The sequence below is a fragment of the Hydrogenivirga sp. genome (assembly GCF_056450045.1).
The window spans coordinates 1-4,710 of sequence record NZ_JBWONM010000220.1; the positions used below are offsets into that span (position 1 = coordinate 1).

Here is a 4,710-nt window from a genome sequence, read left to right on the forward strand (position 1 = left end):
AAGTTCCTTGAGAAGAGGGGAGTAGAGAGGAAGGAGTTCGTAAGGAGGGTCAGGGAACATCTGAAGAACCTCATGGAGCAGGTGGAGAAGGCTGCAGAGCAGGAAGCTAAGCACCTTATAGACCTGAGAAGCCAGATAATGCAGGTCAAGTCCGACATAGGGGGTGTTCAGGCGGAGCTGGAGAAGATAAGGCAGGCGAAGGCAAGGCTCACGAGGGAGATTGAGCAGGCACGCAGGTACGGGGACTACTGGACACTGGAGAGCCTCCAGCTTGAGCTCAGAAGGCTTGATTCCCTTGAGAGGAACTACCGCAGGCAGCTTGAAAGCGTTGAGAAGAGCCTAACCTCCGTGTTCAAGCCAGAGGACGTGAGGGCTTTCTTGGAGAACAGGCTCTCCATAGACGGGCTCATCAGGAAAGCTATAGGGGACTCCTCCCTGATCCAGCAGGTTAAGGAGATAGGCATATCACCCGACAGGGTCATTGACAGGATAGCGGAGAAGGTCTTCGGCAGGAAGCCGAGCTTTGATTACAGTGAGTACCTAATAAGGGTGCTTGAGAACGCCCAGAACAGGGCTGTATCGGAGGGAGAGGCTCAGGTTCAACCCTCCCACATAGGTGCAGCCCTTGTTGAGGCAAAGGACACCATAGGTGGTAGATTAATAAATCAGGTATTAGGAGGTGAAAAGGAGATGAAGGATGTAGGACAAGAGCTTAAAGAAGAGGAGAAGTCTCCCCTTGAGAGGTTCGGCATCAACCTCACCGGGCTGGCAAGGGAAGGCAAGCTTGACCCAGTAATAGGAAGGGAGAGAGAGATAAATCAGGTAATAGAAGTGCTCTTGAGGAGAACGAAGAACAACCCCGTTCTGATCGGTGACCCGGGAGTAGGTAAGACCGCCATAGTTGAAGGGCTTGCTCAGAGGATAGTTAACAAGGAGGTTCCCCCAGAGCTTCAGGACAAGGAGATATGGGCTATTGACATGGCTACACTCCTTGCGGGCTCAAAGTACAGGGGTGAGTTTGAGGAGAGGATGAAGGCACTCCTTGACGAGGTTAAGGAGAGGGGAAACATCATACTCTTCATTGACGAGATACACACCATAGTTGGTGCAGGTAAGGCTGAGGGTGCCGTTGATGCCGGTAACATAATGAAGCCAGCCCTCGCAAGGGGTGAGATCAGGGTAATCGGTGCAACAACCGTTGATGAGTACAGGAAGTACATAGAGAAGGACCCAGCCCTTGAGAGGAGGTTCCAGCCCATTTACGTTGATGAACCCTCCGAGGAGGAAGCTATTGAGATACTCAAGGGACTGAGACCTAAGCTTGAGCAACACCACAAGGTTAAGATATCTGACGAAGCTATAGAGGCTGCTGTAAAGCTTACAAGAAGGTACGTTACCTTTAGGAAGCTCCCCGACAAGGCAATTGACGCCCTTGACCAGGCTGCGGCGAGGAAGAAGCTATCGGTGATAGGCGTTCCCCCTGAGGTTCAAGAGATAGAGAGGAAGATAAGAGCTATTGATGAGGAGATAATGAAGGCTAACCTTGAAGGGGATTACGAGAAGGAAGCACAGCTCAAGGTAAAGAAGGTTCAGCTTGAGAAGGAGAAGCAGGAGATACTTGAGAAGGTCGGCAGCTCCGACGTCAAGATACAGGAGCTCAAGAAGAGGATAGAGGAGCTTGACAGGGAGATAATGAAGGCTGCCGAGAGCGGAGACTACGAGAGAGAGGCACAGCTGAAGATAGAGAAGGTGAACCTTGAGAAGGAGCTGAAGGCTCTTGAGTCTCAAAAGGCTGAAGAACTCGTAGTGGGTTGGGACGACGTTGCTCAGGTGGTGTCAGAGTGGACTGGAATACCTGTCACGAGGCTCAAAGAGGAGGAGATGGAGAAGCTCCTCAGGCTTGAGGAGGAGCTTCACAAGAGGGTCGTTGACCAAGAGCATGCGGTTAAGGCTGTTGCGGAAGCTGTAAGAAGAGCTCGTGCAGGCTTGAAGGACCCGAAGAGACCCATAGCGAGCTTTCTCTTCCTCGGACCGACTGGAGTTGGTAAGACCGAGCTCTCCAAAGCTCTCGCCGAACTCCTCTTTGGCGAAGAGGACGCCCTCATAAGGCTTGATATGTCGGAGTTCAAGGAAGAGCACTCGGTTGCAAAGCTGATAGGTGCGCCTCCCGGATACGTTGGCTACGAGGAAGGTGGAAAGCTCACCGAAGCTGTCAGGAGGAAGCCCTATTCGGTTATACTCCTTGACGAGATTGAGAAGGCGCACCCCAGGGTCTTTGACCTATTCCTACAGGTCCTTGATGACGGAAGGCTCACCGACTCCCACGGAAGGACGGTTGACTTCAGGAACACCGTCATAATAATGACCTCAAACCTTGGCTCCCAGTATCTCCTCAACATACCCGTTGATGCAAGCGAGGATGTGGTTGAAAGAGAATTTGAGAAGGCTAAGGAGAAGGTCCTTGAAGAGCTTAAGATGTTCTTCAGACCCGAGTTTCTCAACAGAGTTGATGAGGTCATAGTCTTCAAACCCCTTACAATGAGGGAGCTCTCCCAGATAATTGACCTGCTTATAGCTAACGTGAACAGACGCCTCGCCGAGAGGAACATAAGGATTGAACTTACCGATTCAGCCAAGAAAGAGCTTGTGGCAAGGGGCTACGACCCGGCCTTCGGCGCGAGACCCCTCAAGAGAACCATACAGAGGTATGTGGAAACCCCCCTTGCTGACAAGATAATAAGGGGCGAGATAAAGGACGGCATGACCGTGGTAGTGGATTACGAAGATGGAGAGTTCAAGTTCATACCCAAGGAAGAGTACAGCCCCGCTTCGGTTTCTGGTTCAGACAGCGGTGAAGGTTAATCTATAATTATCTGGAGCCGGGGCGTAGCTCAGGTGGTAGAGCGCTGGCTTCGGGAGCCAGAGGTCGGCGGTTCAAGTCCGCTCGCCCCGACCATTGAAAATCAAAGGAAAAAGCTGAAGCTCAAAGGAAAGAGGCCTTTCGGGTGGACTTAAGAAATCAACCCTATTTAACAGGTTTTAAACTGTTTTGAATCTCTTTAACGCCAATATAACGCCAAGCTCAAATTATTCTTACTCAAGGCTTTGAACATATATCAAAAGCCCTTGACACACTCTAACTTTGTTCTATATTGAGAACCGGCTAGGGGCTTGGGGATGCCCCCATTCCTTGTTAGGAGGTATATCCTTCCTCCGGTAAGGAAGGAAGCGAAAATCGTTTTTGAGCAGTATGTGAGTTTGTAGAATTCTTCTTTGAAAGTTCATGTAGCAGTGTAATCTCTTCAATATAAGAAAGTCAAAGTCCTTAACAAGACCGCCTTGGTCTATTCCTGCCAAAAAGCCATCCCCGAATACTGTTTGGAGGATTTTGGCATGAGGGATCGCAACGGCAAATCTGGACAGCCTGAGTTGCTCTACGTCAAGGATGTGGCTGAGCTGTTGCGTACATCGCCGGCAAATATTTTCCAGCTCATTTACCGGGGCAAGCTACCCGCCCGCAGATTTGGCAGAAGAATTGTCTTTCTTAAAGAGGAGCTCCAGGAGTATCTGAAGAGCTTGCCTCCGGTTAAGGAAATGAATAAAGGGAAGTAATGGGGTATGAAGGACAAAGGGCTGATCGTGTATTTAATCAGACGGATGAAGAGGAGGATGTCCTTCATGCTCAGCTGAACTGGGAAGCTTTCGGGCTTCCCTTACTTCTAAAAACCGCTTAAAGGAGGTGAGGAAATGCAAAGGGGTAAAGGCGCTATAAAATTAACACCCCTAACTGCGCTTGTAAAGGCTTATTACGACTTAGGTTTCACGGTTCTGCCAGCTCGCAAGAAGAGTAAAGCTCCCGCCGTCCCGTGGAAGGATTATACAGAAAAGCGCCCCTCCTGGGAGCAAACACTGCAGCTTTTCGAGGGGAGGATAGAGCCCAACATAGCTATCGTGTGCGGGAAAGTCAGTAACCTCGTGGTCATTGACATTGACGACGTTGAGAAGTTTAAGCAGTTTTGCGAGCAAAGGGGGATTGACTTTGAGGAGCTCCTATCCCTTCCCTCGTGCGTACGAACAGGGAGGGGTTTTCATGTGTACTTCACCTACCCGAAAGACATAAAGGTCAAGGTTTCTCGCTTCCCCGCTTTCGGATTTGAAATTCGTGGGGACAGCGGGGTTGTCATAGCCCCTCCTTCCCTTCATCCGGAGGGCGGAATATACTTTTTCCACAACCTCAAGGAGTCCTCTCTGGAGGCACTTATCGGATTTGTTAAAGACCTCAAGCTTCCCCCTCTCCCGGAGTGGTCTCTAAAACTCGTCGCTGAAAAAAGCACCGCACCCACTAACGAGGCACCTGTTCCTGCTATGGAGCTTGCTGACGTTGAAGAGAAGTTAAAGAAGCTCCTTGTTGAGGAGCTGTTCCCCTACTGGAAAGAGGGACACCGGCACACGCTTGCTCTCGGGCTGTCCGGGTGGTTGGGTTCTCTGGGGCTTTCAGAGGAGTTTGCTTTAGAGGTCGTAAAAACTATCGCCGAGGAAGCCGGAGACCCTGAGGTTGAGGACAGGCTCCGGGCTGTCAGGGACACCTACGAAAAACTCGCATGGGGAAAGGAAGTCGCAGGTATTTCCCTTCTCTGGGGAGAGCTCGGGGCAGAGAAGACGATGGAGTTGGGGAGTAAAGTCAAAAACCTCCTCGGGATTAAGGAAGAC

General features: G+C 50.7%; 3 protein-coding genes and 1 tRNA gene. All 4 read left to right on the forward strand.

The window, feature by feature from the left end; genetic code table 11:
* On the forward strand, positions 1 to 2,862 hold a 2,862-nt coding region (locus tag AC1HCM_RS08975), incomplete at its 5' end, for an ATP-dependent Clp protease ATP-binding subunit (protein WP_479461424.1).
* A gap of 18 nt (positions 2,863 to 2,880) precedes the next feature.
* A tRNA-Pro gene (locus AC1HCM_RS08980) sits at positions 2,881 to 2,956 on the forward strand.
* Positions 2,957 to 3,393: 437 nt separating this feature from the next.
* On the forward strand, positions 3,394 to 3,612 hold the full coding sequence (locus tag AC1HCM_RS08985) for a helix-turn-helix domain-containing protein (protein WP_479461425.1): 219 nt from the start codon (positions 3,394 to 3,396) through the stop codon (positions 3,610 to 3,612).
* A gap of 135 nt (positions 3,613 to 3,747) precedes the next feature.
* A partial coding sequence (locus tag AC1HCM_RS08990) for a bifunctional DNA primase/polymerase (protein WP_479461426.1) occupies positions 3,748 to 4,710 on the forward strand: 963 nt, incomplete at its 3' end.

Coding starts and splice junctions, on each gene's coding strand:
- AC1HCM_RS08985 (WP_479461425.1), top strand. CDS start 3,394: ATGAGGGATCGCAACGGCAAATCTGGACAGCCTGAGTTGCTCTACGTC.